14 protein-coding genes are annotated in these 15,602 nt (G+C 73.2%); 12 read left to right on the top strand and 2 right to left on the bottom strand.

The window, feature by feature from the left end; translation table 11 throughout:
• Positions 1-67: 67 nt before the first annotated feature.
• From pdxT to EMA09_RS02355, 10 genes are all read left to right on the top strand, one after another.
• The gene (gene pdxT, locus EMA09_RS02400) at positions 68-715 is read left to right on the top strand and encodes a pyridoxal 5'-phosphate synthase glutaminase subunit PdxT (protein WP_240796199.1); all 648 of its coding nucleotides are present in this window, start codon (positions 68-70) and stop codon (positions 713-715) included.
• Between the two features lie 71 nt (positions 716-786).
• Positions 787-1,539 (top strand): YebC/PmpR family DNA-binding transcriptional regulator, encoded by a 753-nt coding sequence (locus EMA09_RS02395; RefSeq protein WP_129838422.1) that lies wholly within the window; start codon positions 787-789, stop codon positions 1,537-1,539.
• Positions 1,540-1,661: 122 nt separating this feature from the next.
• A complete protein-coding gene (gene ruvC / locus EMA09_RS02390) occupies positions 1,662-2,216 on the top strand; it encodes a crossover junction endodeoxyribonuclease RuvC (protein ID WP_129838420.1) in 555 nt (184 codons plus the stop codon).
• Positions 2,213-2,836: a Holliday junction branch migration protein RuvA gene (gene ruvA, locus EMA09_RS02385; protein WP_129838418.1), complete on the top strand. Its 624-nt coding sequence runs from the start codon at positions 2,213-2,215 to the stop codon at positions 2,834-2,836. Before ruvC ends, ruvA begins: the two co-directional genes overlap by 4 nt.
• Positions 2,837-2,889: 53 nt before the next feature.
• Positions 2,890-3,969 carry a Holliday junction branch migration DNA helicase RuvB gene (gene ruvB / locus EMA09_RS02380; protein ID WP_129838416.1) on the top strand — a complete coding sequence of 360 codons (1,080 nt, stop codon included), beginning with the start codon at positions 2,890-2,892 and terminating at the stop codon, positions 3,967-3,969.
• 164 nt (positions 3,970-4,133) lie between these two features.
• On the top strand, positions 4,134-4,604 hold the full coding sequence (gene yajC / locus EMA09_RS02375) for a preprotein translocase subunit YajC (protein ID WP_129838414.1): 471 nt from the start codon (positions 4,134-4,136) through the stop codon (positions 4,602-4,604).
• Positions 4,605-4,823: 219 nt separating this feature from the next.
• Positions 4,824-6,599, top strand: a complete 1,776-nt coding sequence (gene secD, locus EMA09_RS02370; RefSeq protein ID WP_129843787.1) for a protein translocase subunit SecD — start codon at positions 4,824-4,826, stop codon at positions 6,597-6,599.
• 1 nt (position 6,600) lies between these two features.
• Positions 6,601-7,845, top strand: a complete 1,245-nt coding sequence (gene secF / locus EMA09_RS02365; RefSeq protein WP_129838412.1) for a protein translocase subunit SecF — start codon at positions 6,601-6,603, stop codon at positions 7,843-7,845.
• A complete protein-coding gene (locus tag EMA09_RS02360) occupies positions 7,842-8,390 on the top strand; it encodes an adenine phosphoribosyltransferase (protein WP_129838410.1) in 549 nt (182 codons plus the stop codon). The genes secF and EMA09_RS02360 overlap by 4 nt, the downstream gene beginning before the upstream one ends.
• Before the next feature lie 94 nt (positions 8,391-8,484).
• Positions 8,485-11,052: a bifunctional (p)ppGpp synthetase/guanosine-3',5'-bis(diphosphate) 3'-pyrophosphohydrolase gene (locus EMA09_RS02355; RefSeq protein WP_240796198.1), complete on the top strand. Its 2,568-nt coding sequence runs from the start codon at positions 8,485-8,487 to the stop codon at positions 11,050-11,052.
• Positions 11,053-11,127: 75 nt separating this feature from the next.
• Here EMA09_RS02355 and EMA09_RS02350 read toward each other — a convergent pair whose 3' ends face one another.
• Both EMA09_RS02350 and EMA09_RS02345 read right to left on the bottom strand, forming a co-directional pair.
• Complete coding sequence (locus tag EMA09_RS02350; RefSeq protein WP_129838407.1) at positions 11,128-12,357, bottom strand: DUF349 domain-containing protein; 1,230 nt, start codon at positions 12,355-12,357, stop codon at positions 11,128-11,130.
• Between the two features lie 199 nt (positions 12,358-12,556).
• Complete coding sequence (locus EMA09_RS02345) at positions 12,557-13,414, bottom strand: peptidylprolyl isomerase (protein WP_129838405.1); 858 nt, start codon at positions 13,412-13,414, stop codon at positions 12,557-12,559.
• Between the two features lie 131 nt (positions 13,415-13,545).
• Here EMA09_RS02345 and EMA09_RS02340 point away from each other — a divergent pair, with 131 nt between their 5' ends.
• Entirely contained in the window at positions 13,546-14,271 is a 726-nt protein-coding gene (locus tag EMA09_RS02340; protein WP_129838403.1) for an MBL fold metallo-hydrolase, read from the top strand.
• Between the two features lie 11 nt (positions 14,272-14,282).
• Positions 14,283-15,566, top strand: a complete 1,284-nt coding sequence (gene hisS / locus EMA09_RS02335) for a histidine--tRNA ligase (protein WP_168220625.1) — start codon at positions 14,283-14,285, stop codon at positions 15,564-15,566.
• Positions 15,567-15,602: the final 36 nt, after the last annotated feature.

Below are 15,602 nucleotides of genomic sequence, written 5' to 3'. Positions count from 1 at the left end.
CCCGGTGGCCGGACGCGGCGCACCCCGACCAGAAGCACGGCACCGAGAAGGGAAGCGTTCCGCACCCGTGACCGAACCCGCCACCACCCCCACCGCCGCCGGCGAGCCGGCACGGCCGGTGATCGGAGTCCTCGCCCTGCAGGGCGACGTCCGGGAGCACCTGGCCGCGCTGGCCGCCGCCGGCGCGGCCGCCCGGCCCGTCCGCAGGCCCGATGAACTGGCCGCCGTCGACGGCCTGGTCATCCCGGGCGGCGAGTCGACCACCATGTCCAAGCTCGCCGCCGTCTTCGGGCTCATGGACCCGCTGCGCGAGCGGGTCCGCGCCGGCCTGCCCGTCTACGGCTCCTGCGCCGGCATGATCATGCTGGCCGACAAGATCCTCGACCCGCGCTCGGGCCAGGAGACCGTCGGCGGCATCGACATGATCGTCCGGCGCAACGCCTTCGGCCGCCAGAACGAGTCGTTCGAGGCCGCCGTGGAGGTCGCCGGCGTCCCCGGCGGCCCCGTCGACGGCGTCTTCATCCGTGCCCCCTGGGTGGAGTCCACCGGCGCTGCGGCCGAGGTCCTGGCCTCCGTCGACGGCCACCCCGTTGCCGTGCGGCAGGGCTCCCTGCTCGCCACCGCGTTCCATCCCGAACTGACCGGGGACCACCGCGTCCACGCGCTGTTCGTGGCGATGGTGCGTGCGGCGGCGCCGCGCACGGACGGTGCGTGACGCCCGGTAGCGGGCTGCCGGTAGGATCACCACGTCGGTTGAAATCTGGGTGACATCGAAGGAGCAGCGCTGTGTCCGGCCACTCCAAGTGGGCAACCACCAAGCACAAGAAGGCCGTGATCGATGCCAAGCGCGGCAAGCTGTTCGCGAAGCTGATCAAGAACATCGAGGTCGCCGCCCGCACCGGCGGCGGAGACCCGGACGGCAACCCCACGCTCTTCGACGCCATCCAGAAGGCCAAGAAGAGCTCCGTCCCCAACACGAACATCGACCGCGCCGTCAAGCGCGGTGCCGGTCTCGAGGCGGGCGGCGCCGACTACCAGTCGGTCACCTACGAGGGCTACGGCCCCAACGGCGTCGCCGTCCTGATCGAGTGCCTCACGGACAACCGCAACCGCGCCGCCTCCGACGTCCGCGTCGCCATGACCCGCAACGGCGGCTCCATGGCCGACCCCGGCTCCGTCTCCTACCTCTTCAACCGCAAGGGCGTCGTCATCGTCCCGAAGGCCGGCCTGAGCGAGGACGACGTCCTCGGCGCCGTCCTCGACGCGGGCGCCGAGGAGGTCAACGACCTCGGTGAGACGTTCGAGGTCGTCAGCGAGGCGGGCGACCTCGTCGCCGTGCGCACCGCGCTCCAGGACGCCGGCATCGACTACGACTCGGCCGAGGCCGGCTTCCTGCCCACCATGCAGGTCGAGCTGGACGAGGACGGCGCCCGCAAGATCTTCCGCCTCATCGACGCGCTGGAGGACAGCGACGACGTGCAGAACGTCTTCGCCAACTTCGACGTGAGCGACGAGGTCATGGCCAAGGTCGAGGCCTGATCCGGGAGGCGGCCGCGCCGGGCCGCCGTGCCGGCCGGCTGCGCGGGCTTGTCAGTGGCGGGCGGTAGCCTGCCCGGCGGGCCGGCCACCGGGGTCGTGCCCGGTGAGCGAGGGAGGCCGTCGTGCGGGTACTGGGCGTGGACCCCGGGCTGACACGCTGCGGCGTGGGCGTGGTCGACGGCCTTCCGGGCCGCCGGCTGCGCATGGCCGGAGTCGGGGTGGTCCGCACCCCCGCCGAACTGGACGCGGCCCGGCGGCTCGTGCTGGTCGAGGAGGGCATCGAGCAGTGGCTCGACACCCACCGGCCCGAGGTCGTCGCCGTGGAGCGCGTCTTCAGCCAGCACAACGTCCGCACCGTCATGGGCACGGCCCAGGCCAGCGCCGTCGCCATGCTGTGCGCCGCCCGGCGCGGCCTGCCCGTCGCCCTGCACACGCCGAGCGAGGTCAAGGCCGCCGTCACCGGTTCAGGCCGCGCCGACAAGGCCCAGGTCGGCGCCATGGTCACCCGCCTCCTGCGGCTGGACGCGCCCCCGAAGCCGGCGGACGCGGCCGACGCCCTGGCCCTCGCCATCTGCCACATCTGGCGCGCCCCGGCCGTCTCCCGCCTCCAGCAGGCCCACGCCGCCGCGCGCCGCGGCGCCCCCGCCACCGCACCGAAGGGCATCCTCCCGTCATGATCGCCTTCGTCCAGGGACCGGTCGCCGCCCTCGCCCCCGACACGGCCGTCGTCGAGGTCGGCGGGATCGGCATCGCCGTCCAGTGCACCCCGGCCACGCTCGCCGGCCTCCGCGCGGGGGAGCCCGCCCGGCTCGCCACCTCCCTCGTCGTCCGCGAGGACTCCCTCACCCTCTACGGCTTCGCCGACGAGGACGAGCGCCAGGTGTTCGAGCTGCTGCAGACCGCGAGCGGCGTCGGCCCCCGCCTCGCCCAGGCCATGCTGGCCGTCCACAGCCCCGACGCGCTGCGCCGCGCCGTCGCCGCCGGCGACGAGAAGGCCCTCACCGCCGTCCCCGGCATCGGCAAGAAGGGCGCGCAGAAACTCCTCCTCGACCTGAAGGACCGGCTCGGCCCGCCGACCGGCGCCGCCCGCCCGGCCGCGCCGGCGGCCAGCGCCCCGCCCCCGTGGAACGAGGCACTCCTCGACGCCCTCACGGGTCTCGGGTACGCCCAGCGGGAGGCCGAGCGCGCCGTCACGGCCGTCACCCCCCGGGCGGAGGAGGCGGCCGCACAGGGCGGCGAGCCGTCCGTCCCCGCCCTGCTGCGCGCGGCCCTCCAGAGCCTGAACCGCGCCCGCTGACCCCGCCGCACCGCACCGCACGCACACGAGACGCACGCCAGGAGGCGATCCCCGTGACCCGGGACGAGTACGCGACCGAGGGCGGCGACCGGCTGGTCGGCCCGGCGCCCGACGGCGACGACCTCGCCGTCGAGGCCGCCCTGCGGCCGAAGGACCTGGGCGAGTTCATCGGCCAGCGGCGCGTACGCGAACAACTGGACCTCGTCCTGCGCGCGGCCCTGGCCCGCGGCGGCACCGCCGACCACGTCCTGCTCTCCGGCGCGCCGGGGCTCGGCAAGACGACCCTTTCCATGATCATCGCCGCCGAGATGAACGCGCCCATCCGCATCTCGTCGGGGCCCGCCATCCAGCACGCGGGCGACCTCGCCGCGATCCTCTCCTCGCTCACCGAGGGCGAGGTCCTCTTCCTGGACGAGATCCACCGCATGTCGCGTCCCGCCGAGGAGATGCTGTACATGGCGATGGAGGACTTCCGCGTGGACGTGGTCGTCGGAAAGGGGCCGGGCGCGACGGCCATCCCGCTGGAACTGCCGCCGTTCACCCTCGTCGGCGCCACCACCAGGGCCGGCCTCCTGCCGCCGCCGCTGCGCGACCGCTTCGGATTCACCGGCCACATGGAGTTCTACGCGACCGACGAACTGGAGCGGGTCGTCCGGCGTTCCGCGCGGCTGCTCGACGTCGAGATCACCGCCGACGGCGCGGCCGAGATCGCCGGCCGCTCCCGCGGCACCCCGCGCATCGCCAACCGCCTGCTGCGCCGTGTGCGGGACTACGCCCAGGTCCGGGCGGACGGTGTGATCACGCGGGAGACGGCGGCCGGCGCGCTCGCCGTCTACGAGGTGGACGGCCGCGGCCTCGACCGCCTCGACCGCGCCGTCCTGCACGCGCTGCTCCACCTGTTCGGCGGCGGTCCGGTGGGCCTGTCCACCCTCGCCGTGGCGGTGGGGGAGGAGCGGGAGACGGTCGAGGAGGTCGCCGAGCCGTTCCTCGTGCGCGAGGGGCTGCTCGCGCGCACGCCCCGCGGACGGGTGGCGACCCCGGCGGCCTGGCGGCACCTCGGCATCGAGCCGCCGGCGCCCGGCGGCGCGGGCACCGCGGCCGGTGGCGGGCAGCAGGGGCTTTTCGGCGCGTGAGGGCGCGGGATTTCCCACTTCAGGAACTCCGATAGCATCCTGCACGTTGTTCCGGCGGCGAAGCCTCGCCTAGACTCCGCCGATGCCGTCCGAATCCGGATGGCGTGCCCACCCCCCGAAGAGCCGGACCGCGCCAGCGGCCATGCGAAGGAAATTCCTGCATCGTGGATATCGCGATTTTGTTCCCGTTCATTCTGATCATCGGCGTCATGTTCCTCATGTCGCGCTCGGCGAAGAACCGCCAGCGGCAGGCGCTGGAGATGCGGAACGCGATGGAGCCCGGTACCGGCGTACGGACCATCGGTGGCATGTACGCCCAGGTCAAGGAGGTCCGCGAGGACACCGTCCTGCTGGAGGTCACGCCCGGCGTGCACGCCGTGTTCGCGAAGAACGCGATCGGCGCCGTCCTGGACGCGGACGAGTACCAGCGCATCGTGAGCGGTGAGGAGCACCACGACGACGACACCCCCGTCGTGCCGGACGACGCCTCCTCCCTGATCGACGGGGCCGATGACCACAAGCGCGTGGACCTCGGCAAGGACGACGCCGACCGCGGCTCGGACGACGCCGCCGGGGAGGGCACGAAGGACGACGACGCCCGCAAGGACGACGGGGAGCACGGCTCCGCTTCCTGACGGCGGCGGTACGGGCCGTCCGTCAGTCACCCCGCTGAGTGAGCCGCGCGGCGTTCACCGGGCGCGGTCGTTGGACAGAGAGAAGACGACAAGGTGGCGACACCGAAGAAGGGCGCGAGGCGCTCGAGAACAAGGGGCTCCGCGTCCCGGGGGGCCAACGGCCGTCCGGGCAGGCCCCTGCTGCTTGTCCTGGTGGCGATCGTGGCGCTCACCGGGGGGATGTTCCTCTCCGGCCACACGACGCCGCGCCTGGGCATCGACCTCGCGGGCGGCACGAGCATCACGCTCTCCGCCCGGGCCGACGAGGGCAATGAGGACGCGATCAACGCGACCAACCTGAAGACCGCCGTCAGCATCATCGAGCGCCGCGTCAACGGCCTCGGTGTCTCCGAGGCTGAGGTCCAGACCCAGGGTGATCGCAACATCATCGTGAACATCCCGAAGGGCGCGGACGAGCAGCAGGCCAGGGAGCAGGTGGGCACCACCGCCCAGCTCAACTTCCGGCCCGTGCTGAGCGCCACCCTGGTCCAGGCCGCGACGGACGGCAGCGAGTCGCCCGAGCCCACCGACGACGCCTCCCCCTCGGACGACGCCTCCGAGAGCGCCGACGAGGGCACGGACGAGGCGACCGACGAGGCCACGGACGAGGCGACCGGCGACGAGTCGGCCGACGAGTCCGGCGAGACCTCGGACGACGCGTCGTCCGACGACGAGTCGCCCGACGCCCAGGGCCTGTCGGCCCCCGGCGGCGCCACCACCGCCGACACCGCGAGCTTCGCCTCCTACCGCTCCGACGAGAGCACCGACGAGCCGAGCACCGAGGCCACCGACGAGTCCGGCGACACCGCCGAGGAGACCGGGAACACCGGCGACGCCGAGACGGACGCCGCGGCGATCCAGACCCAGCTCGACGCACTCGACTGCTCCACCCCCGAGGCCAGGACCGAGGCCGGCCAGGCCGCCGCGCAGGCCGAGGACGAGGACCTCGTCGTCTCCTGCGACCAGGACGGCGTCTACAAGTACGCCCTCGGCCCCGTCGCCGTCCCCGGCACGGACGTGAGCGACGCCAGCGCCCTGTACGACACCCAGTTCGGCAAGGGCTGGATCGTCCAGATGGAGTTCAACGGCTCCGGCACCGACAAGTTCGCCGACATCACCGGTGAGCTGGCCTCCCAGGTGCAGCCGCAGAACCAGTTCGCGATCGTCCTCGACGGCGAGGTCGTCTCCGCCCCCACCGTCTCCGAGCGCCTGGGCGGCGGCAGCGCCGAGATCTCCGGCAGCTTCGACCAGGAGTCGGCCGACGACCTGGCGAACATGCTCAAGTACGGCGCCCTGCCGCTGACGTTCGACGAGGCCAGCGTCTCCACGGTCTCCCCGACCCTCGGCGGCGACCAGCTCCGCGCGGGCCTGATCGCCGGCGCCATCGGCCTGGGCCTCGTCGTGCTCTACATGATCGTGTACTACCGGGGGCTCGCGCTCATCGCGTTCGCCAGCCTCGCGGTCTCCAGCATCCTCACCTACACGATCATGACGCTGCTCGGCCCGGCCATGGGCTTCGCGCTGAACCTGCCGGCCGTCTGCGGCGCGATCGTCGCCATCGGCATCACGGCCGACTCGTTCATCGTCTACTTCGAACGCATCAGGGACGAGGTCCGCGAGGGCCGCACCCTCCGCCCCGCCGTGGAACGGGCCTGGCCCCGCGCCCGGCGCACCATCCTCGTCTCCGACTTCGTGTCGTTCCTCGCCGCCGCCGTCCTGTTCATCGTGACGGTCGGCAAGGTGCAGGGCTTCGCGTTCACCCTCGGCCTGACGACGCTGCTCGACGTGGTCGTCGTCTTCCTCTTCACCAAGCCGCTGATGACCCTGCTGGCCCGCCGCAGGTTCTTCTCGTCCGGCCACCCCTGGTCCGGCCTCGACCCCAAGCGGCTCGGCGGCAGGCCACCACTGCGCGGTCGCCGCCCGGCGCCCGTCCCGTCCGACCCGAAGGAGGCGTGACATGTCACGGCTGGGCGCGTTCGGTGCCAAGCTCTACCGGGGCGACGTCACGATCGACTTCGTGGGCCGCCGCAAGATCTGGTACGGCATCTCCATCCTGATCACGCTGCTCGCCTTCGGCGCGTTCTTCGTCCGGGGCCTGCACATGGGTGTGGAGTTCGAGGGCGGTGCCTCCTTCACCACGCCCGAGACGTCGCTGTCCCGCTCGGAGATCGAGTCGATCGTCGAGGACGAGACGGGCCACCTGCCCCAGGTGACCGAGCTCGGCGGCTCGGACGGTGCGAAGCTCGTCAAGGTCGCCGGCCTCGACACGGACCAGTCCAACTCCACCCGCGCGGCACTGGCCGAGGCCCTCGACATCCCGACCGACTCGCTCAACGCCGAGGTCATCGGCCCGAGCTGGGGCGACCAGATCGCGAACAAGGCGTGGCAGGGCCTCGGCATCTTCATGGTGCTCGTGGTCATCTACCTGGCGATCGCGTTCGAGTGGCGGATGGCGCTGGCCGCGCTCATCGCCCTGGTCCACGACATCACGATCACGGTGGGCGTCTACGCCCTGGTCGGCTTCGAGGTCACCCCGGGCACGGTCATCGGTCTGCTCACCATCCTCGGCTACTCGCTCTACGACACCGTCGTCGTCTTCGACGGCCTCAAGGAGCAGACGAGGAACTTCACCCGCCAGACCCGCCACACCTACGCCGACCTGGCCAACCGCAGCCTGAACGGCACCCTGGTGCGCTCCATCAACACCTCGGTGGTCGCCCTGCTGCCGGTGGCGGCGCTGCTGTTCATCGGCGGCGGCCTGCTCGGCGGCGGCATGCTGAACGACATCGCGCTGTCGCTGTTCGTCGGCCTGGCCGCGGGTGCCTACTCCTCCATCGTGATCGCCACCCCGCTCGTCGCCGACTTCAAGATGCGCGAGCCGGCGATCAGGGCACAGGACCGCAAGGTCCTCGCCCGCCGCGCCAAGCGCGGTGACGAGCCCGAGGGCGGCGCGGACGGCGCCGACGACTCCGACCGCGCCGACGACGAGGACGACGAGGACGACGAGGACGACGGCGCCACCGGGTCCTCCGGCACCGGCCACGAGACCCGTGACAGTGCTCCCGGTGCCCAGGACGACGCCGCCGACGACGCGGACGACGACCGGGCCGTCTCCGCCGGGGCCGGCGCCCGGCGCGCCCCGCGCCGTCAGCCCCCCTCGCGCGCCCGCGGCCGCGGACGTCCCTCCGGGAAGCGGCGATGAGCGCCCCCGCCGCCCTGGCGGACCTGCTCACCAGCCGGATCCGGGACGTCGCCGACCACCCGAAGCCCGGCGTCGTCTTCAAGGACATCACGCCGCTGCTGGCCGACCCCGAGGCGTTCACCGCCCTCGTGGACGCGTTCGCCGCGTTCGCCGCCGAGCACGGCGCCACCAAGGTCGTCGGCCTGGAGGCGAGGGGCTTCATCCTCGGCGCACCGGTCGCCGTACGGGCCGGCCTCGGCTTCGTCCCCGTCCGCAAGGCGGGCAAGCTGCCCGGCGCGACCCTCGCCCAGTCCTACGACCTGGAGTACGGCAGCGCCGAGGTGGAGATCCACGCCGAGGACCTCACGTCCGACGACCGGGTCCTCGTCGTGGACGACGTCCTGGCCACCGGCGGCACGGCCGAGGCGGCCCTGCACCTGATCCGGCGCACCGGCGCGCGGGTCGCCGGGCTGGCGGTGCTGATGGAGCTGGGTTTCCTGCCCGGCCGCGAGCGCATCGCCGCCGCGCTGGACGGCGCTCCTTACCAGGCGCTGCTCACCGTCTGAGACCGCGCGCCCACGATCCCGGCCGCCCGCCGCACCGCCGGCGGCCGGGATCCGGCGCCCCGTGCACGCGAGGGTTGGCCCGCGGCTCGTTACCATGGCAGTCCGATCGTTCCCCGGCCGGACTCTCCCCTCGGCCGCCCCGCGGCCCGGAGGACCGCCGCCGCTCCCGGCCGCCACCCGGCGGGAGGGGCCCCGCAAAGGAGTGCCCTTGCCTGACGACGCCCAGCCGCTCACCTCCCCGCAGCGGAAGAACGCGGGGCCGCAGCCCGCCCCCGGCCGCAGGGACGGCGCCGACGGCCGCACCGCGCCGCCCGTCGCCCCGCCCACGAGCCCCACGGTGTCCGGTGTCTCCGGCCGCTCGGGCTCGTCCAACCGCGTGCGGGCACGGCTCGCCCGGCTCGGCGTCCAGCGCTCCAGCCCGTACAACCCGGTCCTCGAACCGCTGCTGCGCGTCGTCAGGGCCAACGATCCGAAGGCCGACACGGCCGCCCTGCGCCGCATCGAGCGCGCCTACCAGGTCGCCGAGCGCTGGCACCGCGGCCAGAAGCGCAAGAGCGGCGACCCGTACATCACGCATCCGCTGGCCGTGACGACGATCCTCGCCGAGCTGGGCATGGACGCGGCCACGCTGATGGCGGGGCTCCTGCACGACACCGTCGAGGACACCGAGTACGGCCTCGACACCCTCCGCCGCGACTTCGGCGACCAGGTCGCGCTGCTGGTGGACGGCGTCACCAAGCTGGACAAGGTCAAGTTCGGCGAGGCGGCGCAGGCCGAGACGGTCCGCAAGATGGTCGTCGCCATGGCGAAGGACCCGCGCGTCCTCGTGATCAAGCTCGCCGACCGCCTCCACAACATGCGGACCATGCGCTTCCTGAAGCGCGAGAAGCAGGAGCAGAAGGCGCGCGAGACCCTGGAGATCTACGCGCCCCTGGCCCACCGCCTGGGCATGAACACCATCAAGTGGGAGCTGGAGGACCTGGCGTTCGCCATCCTCTACCCGAAGATGTACGACGAGATCGTGCGGCTCGTCGCCGAGCGCGCCCCGAAGCGGGACGAGTACCTCGCCACCGTGATCGACGAGGTCCAGGCCGACCTGCGCGGCGCCCGGATCAAGGCCACCGTCACCGGCCGGCCCAAGCACTACTACAGCGTCTACCAGAAGATGATCGTGCGGGGCCGGGACTTCGCCGAGATCTACGACCTGGTGGGCATCCGCGTCCTCGTGGACACCGTCCGTGACTGCTACGCCGCCCTCGGCACGGTCCACGCCCGGTGGAACCCGGTCCCCGGCCGGTTCAAGGACTACATCGCGATGCCCAAGTTCAACATGTACCAGTCGCTGCACACGACGGTGATAGGACCCGGCGGCAAGCCCGTGGAGCTGCAGATCCGGACGTTCGACATGCACCGGCGCGCCGAGTTCGGCATCGCCGCGCACTGGAAGTACAAGCAGCAGGCCGTCGCCGGGTCCTCCAAGGTCCGCTCCGACGCGCCCCGCAAGGACGGCCGGAAGAACGGCCACAGCGCCGTCGACGACATGACGTGGCTGCGGCAGCTCCTCGACTGGCAGAAGGAGACGGAGGACCCGGGCGAGTTCCTGGAGTCCCTGCGCTTCGACCTGTCGCGCAACGAGGTCTTCGTCTTCACGCCCAAGGGCGATGTCATCGCCCTGCCCGCGGGTGCCACGCCCGTGGACTACGCCTACGCCGTCCACACCGAGGTGGGGCACCGCACCATAGGGGCCAAGGTCAACGGGCGCCTCGTCCCGCTGGAGTCCACCCTGGACAACGGCGACACCGTCGAGATCTTCACCTCCAAGGCCGACGGCGCCGGCCCGTCCCGCGACTGGCTCGGCTTCGTCAAGTCCCCCCGGGCGCGCAACAAGATCCGCGGCTGGTTCTCCAAGGAGCGGCGCGACGAGGCCATCGAGCAGGGCAAGGACGCCATCGCGCGCGCCGTGCGCAAGCAGAACCTGCCGATCCAGCACGTCCTGTCCGGCGACGCGCTCGTCACGCTCGCCCACGAGATGCGCTACCCGGACATCTCCGCGCTCTACGCGGCCATCGGCGAGGGTCATGTCTCGGCGCACAACGTCGTGCGGAAACTCGTCCAGGCCGTGGGCGGCGAGGAGGCGGCGGGCGAGGACATCGCCGAGTCGGCGCCGCCCGTGCCGGCCCGCACGCGCCGCCGTACCTCCGCCGACCCGGGCGTGGTCGTCAAGGGCGTGGACGACGTGTGGGTGAAGCTCGCCCGCTGCTGCACGCCGGTGCCGGGCGACCCGATCATCGGCTTCGTCACCCGCGGCAACGGCGTCTCCGTCCACCGCGCCGACTGCCTGAACGTGGACGCGCTCGCCCGCGAACCGGAGCGCATCCTCGACGTCGAGTGGGCGCCCACGCAGTCGTCCGTGTTCCTCGTCGCCATCCAGGTCGAGGCGCTGGACCGCTCGCGGCTCCTGTCGGACGTCACCCGCGTCCTGTCCGACCAGCACGTCAACATCCTGTCGGCCGCCGTGCAGACCTCGCGCGACAGGGTCGCCACGTCCCGCTTCACCTTCGAGATGGGCGACCCGAAGCACCTCGGGCACGTCCTGAAGGCCGTACGGGGCGTCGAGGGCGTCTACGACGTCTACCGCGTCACGTCCGCCCGCAGGCCCTGACGCACGGACCTCCGCACGACGGTGGCGCCGGCCCCTCCCGGGGACCGGCGCCACCGTGCGGCGGGCGGGTGCCCGTCAGCCGCCGAACTCCTGGAGCCCCTTGAGGGCCTGGTCGAGCAGCGCCTGCCGCCCCGCCAGCTCCTGCTCCAGCTTCTGGGCCTTCGCCGTGTTCCCGGCGGCACGGGCCGACTCCGCCTGCCGCCGCAGCCGGTCGACGGCGTCCTGGAGCTGCCCGGTCAGCCCGGCCGCGCGGGCACGCGCCTCCGGGTTGGTCCGCCGCCACTCGGCCTCCTCGGCCTCGGCGACGGCCCGCTCCACCGCGTGGATGCGCCCCTCGATACCGGCCCGCGCGTCGCGCGGCACATGCCCGACGGCCTCCCACCGCTCACCGATCGACCGCAGCGCGGCACGCGCCGCCCGCAGGTCGGTCACCGGCAGCAGCTTCTCCGCCTCGGCCGCCAGCTCCTCCTTGCGCGCCAGGTTGTCGCGCTGCTCGGCGTCCCGCTCGGCGAACGTCGCGCTGCGCGCCTGGAAGAAGACGTCCTGCGCCGCACGGAACCGCGCCCACAGGTCGTCCTCGGCGTCCCGCTGCGCGCGGCCGGCCGCCTTCCACTCGCCCATCAGCTCGCGGTACCGCGCCGCCGTGGCGCCCCAGTCGGTGGAGCCCGACAGGGACTCCGCCTCGGCGATCAGCTTCTCCTTGCGCCGCCGCGTCTCCTCGCGCTGGGCGTCCAGCGATGCGAAGTGCGCCTTGCGGCGCTTCGAGAACGCCGAACGCGCCTGCGAGAAGCGGTGCCACAGCTCGTCGTCGGTCTTCCGGTCGAGCCGGGGGAGGCCCTTCCAGGTGTCGACCAGGGCACGCAGCCGGTCGCCGGCCTGCCGCCACTGCTCGCTGGCCGCGAGCTGCTCGGCCTCGGCGACCAGGGCGTCCTTGGCCTGCCGCGTCTCCTCGGTCTGCCGCGCCCTGGCCGCCTTGCGCTCCTCGCGCCGCGTCTCCACGACCTCGACCAGACCGTCGAGCCGGGCGGCGAGCGATGCCAGGTCGCCCACCGCGTTGCCCTCGTCGACCTGGGCGCGCAGGTGCCCGATGGCGGTCATGGCGTCCTTCGCCGACAGATCGGTGGTGCGCACCCGGCGCTCCAGGAGATCGATCTCCACCACGAGGCCCTCGAACTTCCGCTCGAAATAGGCCAGCGCCTCGTCCGGCGAACCGGCCTGCCAGGAGCCGACGGTCTTCTCCCCGTCCGCCGTCCGAACGTAAACGGTCCCCGTCTCATCGACGCGGCCCCATGGCTCGCTGCTCACAGCGCCTCCTCGTTTGATGCGCGACAGGGCGTGACCGCCCCCGGCATCGTCCACACGCCCGCGACCCGCCGGTCCGGCTGGAGAACCACCCGGCCGGCGCAGGCACCCTGTACAAGGCCAACATAGGCGACACCCCGCCCGGCTGTCCGCACCTTCTCGCGCGGAACTTGCCGGTGAGCGGGGTGCCGGCGGCGCCCCGTCAGTCCTGGGCCTGCTCGTCCTCCGCCGGCTCGACGGTCGCCTCGTCGATCACCACCGTGGCGTAGGGGGCGGTGTTGCCGGTGGTCGGGTCCGCGGGCGCCGCACCGGCCTCCGCGATGGTCGCCAGGACGTCCATGCCCTCCGTCACCGTGCCGAACGGCGTGTAGTCAGCCGGGAGCTGGCTGTCCTCGTAGACCAGGAAGAACTGGCTGCCGCCGGTGTCGGCGCCGGCGTTGGCCATCGCCACCGTGCCCGCCGGGTAGACGCCGCCCGCGACGTCCGGGTCGTCCAGGTTCTCGTCCGGGAGGGTGTAGCCGGGGCCGCCCTGGCCGGTCGCGGTCGGGTCGCCGCACTGCAGCACGTAGATGCCCTCGGTCACCAGCCGGTGGCAGCGGGTGTGGTCGAAGTACCCCTCGCCGGCGAGGAACGCGAACGAGTTCACGGTGTGCGGCGCGGCCTCCGCGTCCAGCGCGATGCTGATGTCGCCGCACGTGGTGGCCAGCGTCATGGTGTACGCCGCGCCCTCGTCGATCGTCATGGCCGGCTCCTCGTCCCACTGGTCGCCGGACGGCTCGCCCTCGGCGGGCGCCGCGCACGGGTCCTCGGCGGGCGGCTCCGCCGCGTCCGTCGCCGGATCGGTGCTCGACTCCGCCGCCGCGGCCGCCTCGTCGGTGCCCTCGTCGTCCTGGTTCACCACGACGAGCGCCGTCGCGCCGCCCGCGATCACCAGCACGGCCAGCGCGGACAGCAGGACCCGCATCCTGCGGCCCCGGTGGGCGCGGGCCGCCCTGCGTTGCTGCTGGCGCTCCCATTTGGCCCGCGCGAGCTGCTTGCGCCGCTGTTCCTTGGTGGACACCGCGCTCTCCCTCTCTCGGCGCCGGCACGGGCGGCCGGCGACTGGACCCGTGTGGCGTCACCGTATACGGGTTCGCCCGCGCTGCACCGCCGCCGGTAGGCTCTGGGGTCTGTCGACAACGGAGGACGGCCGTGCTCATCGCTGGTTTCCCCGCCGGGGCCTGGGGGACCAACTGCTACCTCGTCGCCCCCGCGGCGGGCGAGGAGTGCGTGATCGTCGACCCCGGCCACCGGGCCGCCCCCGGCGTCGAGGAGGCCATCGCCAAGCACCGGCTCAAGCCGGTCGCCGTCGTCCTGACCCACGGGCACATCGACCACGTGGCCTCCGTGGTCCCCGTCTGCGGCGCCCACGGCGTCCCCGCCTGGCTGCACCCGCGGGACCGGTACATGCTGAGCGACCCGGAGAAGGCGCTCGGCGCCAGGATCGGCGCCCCGCTGCTCGGCGAACTCACCGTCGGCGAGCCTGACGACCTGCGGGACCTCACCGACGGCGCCGCACTCGAACTGGCCGGCCTCACCTTCACGGTCGCCCACGCCCCCGGCCATACCGAGGGGTCGGTGACCTTCCGGCTGCCGGAGCGCGCGGACATCCCGTCGGTGCTCTTCTCCGGTGACCTGCTGTTCGCCGGCTCCATCGGACGCACCGACCTTCCCGGCGGCGACCACGCCGCGATCCTGCGGTCCCTGGCCCGTGTCTGCCTGCCGCTGGACGACTCGACCGTGGTGCTGTCGGGACACGGCCCGCAGACCACCATCGGACGCGAGCGCGCCACCAACCCGTACCTGGCCGGACTCACCGGACCGGACACGGCCCCGGACACCGCCGGCGGCACGCAGCCTCCGCGACAAGGAATGTGAAGAACCCCTCCGTGAGCACCTTCTCCGCCCCCAAGGGCACGTACGACCTCCTCCCGCCCGACTCGGCCGCCTTCCTCGCGGTCCGCGAGGCCATCGCCGCGCCGCTGCGCCGTGCCGGCTACGGCTACGTGGAGACGCCCGGCTTCGAGCACGTCGAGCTGTTCGCGCGCGGCGTCGGCGAGTCGACCGACATCGTGACCAAGGAGATGTACACCCTCACCACCAAGGGCGGCACGCGCCTCGCGCTGCGCCCCGAGGGCACCGCCTCCGTGCTGCGCGCCGCCCTCCAGGCCAATCTGCACCGGTCGGGCAGTCTCCCCGTCAAGCTCTGGTACTCGGGCACCTACTACCGCTACGAGCGCCCGCAGGCCGGACGCTACCGGCACTTCTCCCAGGTCGGGGCCGAGGCCATCGGCGCCGAGGACCCGGTGCTCGACGCCGAGCTGATCATCCTGGCCGCCGACGCGTACCGCTCCCTCGGGCTCAGCGGCGTCCGCCTCCTCCTGAACTCCCTCGGCGACCGGACGTGCCGGCCCGCGTACCGCGAGGCCCTCCAGAACTTCCTGCGCGGCCTCGACCTGGACGAGGAGACCCGCGCCCGCATCGAGATCAACCCGCTGCGCGTCCTGGACGACAAGCGCCCCGACGTGCGGCGTCAGCTCGCCGACGCGCCGCTGCTGCGTGATCACCTGTGCGAATCCTGCAAGGAGTACCACGAGGGCGTCCGCGCGCTGCTGACCGCCGCCGGCGTCCCGTTCACCGACGACCCGGCGCTCGTCCGCGGCCTCGACTACTACACGCGCACCACGTTCGAGTTCGTCCACGACGGCCTGGGCTCGCAGTCGGCGGTCGGCGGCGGTGGGCGCTACGACGGCCTGTCCGAGCTGATCGGCGGCCCCGCGCTGCCGTCCGTCGGCTGGGCGCTCGGCGTCGACCGCACCGTGCTCGCGCTGCGCGCCGAGGGCGTCGCCCCCGCCGTCCCCGCGGCCACCGACGTGTTCGCCGTGCCGATGGGCGACGAGGCGCGGCGTGTGCTCTTCGCCACGGTGACGGAGCTGCGGCGCGCGGGCGTGGCGGCGGACTTCGCGTACGGCGGCAAGGGCGTCAAGGCGTCCATGAAGGCCGCCAACCGCAGCGGCGCCCGCTACGCCGTGGTGCTGGGCGAGCGCGACATCGCCGAGGGCGTGGCCCAGGTGAAGGATCTGGAGAGCGGCGACCAGGTCGCCGTGCCGCTCGACGGACTCGTGGCCGACCTGGCCGCCCGGCTCGGTCCGGGGGCCGCCGGGCGGGAGTGACCGTCCGCTCACTGGTGCAGAATGGCCGGGTACGCG

Source organism: Streptomyces sp. RFCAC02 (assembly GCF_004193175.1).
GTDB lineage: Bacteria > Actinomycetota > Actinomycetes > Streptomycetales > Streptomycetaceae > Streptomyces.
The sequence above is the reverse complement of the archived record's forward strand: the minus strand, read 5'-3'. Positions and strand labels throughout refer to the sequence as shown.